Annotated in this window: 1 protein-coding gene; it reads left to right on the top strand. The window is 67.5% G+C overall.

Features of this window, described 5'->3' with window-relative positions:
* Nucleotides 1-285: 285 nt before the first annotated feature.
* Nucleotides 286-1,171 (top strand): glucokinase (locus tag QMX80_RS19165; RefSeq protein WP_282278764.1); only part of this gene is annotated, 886 nt, incomplete at its 3' end.

Raw genomic sequence — 1,171 nt, 5'->3', positions numbered from 1 at the left:
GGCTGCCCCCGCAGGTCAGCCCGAGGCGGTGCCGGGCACTTGCCGCCCCGAGAGTGCGAAAAAATTTCACGACAACCCCTGATCGACCACAGATTTCCCCAACCCTTCGTCGCAAGTTTCGTTTGAAATAAATTTTTCCATTGCAATCATTGGGTTATTTTCAATTTCGGCACGAGCTGCGATGTGAAAATTTTTTGCAAAGCAGCTTGACATCGTTGTCACGCACCACCGAAACTCCGGATGCCGCAGATCCCCGGGGATCTGCAGACACCCAGGGGAAATCGCGTGGTCGCCAGTTTCAGTCCAGCCCATGACCTGACCATCGCCGCGTCGGCCACGCCGCTCATCGCGGCCGACGTTGGCGGCACCCATGTGCGGGTGGGGCTGGTGCGTGCCGTAGCGGGTCCGGTGCCGGACATCCACGTGCTCGCCTATCGCAGGTATCGCTGCGCCGACCACGCCGACCTCGGCCAGATCCTCGCCGACTTCCGCAGCCATGCCCCGGGCGCGCGCGAATGCGTCATCGCCAGTGCCGGCTATGCGCTGGCCGACGGCAGCGTGATCTCGGCCAACCTGCCCTGGCCGCTGTCGGCCAACCGCATCCGCGACGACCTCGGCTTCCAGGCCGTGCACCTGGTCAACGACTTCGAAGCCGTCGCCCACGCCGCCGCCCACATCGACGGCAGCCAGGTCCTCCAGCTCACCGGTCCGGCCGAAGCGCCGCGCGGCCCCACCCTCGTCGTCGGACCCGGCACCGGCCTGGGCGCCGCGGTCTGGATCCCCGTCGGCGACCGCTCCGTCGTGCTCGCCACCGAAGCCGGCCAGGCCTCGCTGGCCGCCAGCACTGAACTGGAAATGGCCGTGCTGCAGCAGATGCTGCGCAACCGCAGCCACGTCTCCATCGAACACGGCGCGCTGTCCGGTCCCGGCCTGCTCAACCTCTACAACGCCCTGTGCGCCGTGCGCGGCACCGCGCCCGTCCACGCCACCCCCGATGCCGTCAGCGCCGCCGCCTGCGACGCCAGCGACCCGCTCGCGGTCGAGACGCTGCAGCTGTTCTGCGGAATCCTCGGCTCCACCATCGGCGACATGGCCCTGCTCTACGGCGTGCAGGGCGGCATCTATCTGGCCGGCGGCATCCTGCCCAAGCTCGGCCAGTTCCTCATCGGCA

The sequence above is a fragment of the Stenotrophomonas sp. PS02297 genome (assembly GCF_029959705.1).
GTDB classification, from domain to species: Bacteria; Pseudomonadota; Gammaproteobacteria; order Xanthomonadales; family Xanthomonadaceae; genus Stenotrophomonas; species Stenotrophomonas nitritireducens.
This window is presented reverse-complemented; position numbering and strand designations above follow the sequence as displayed.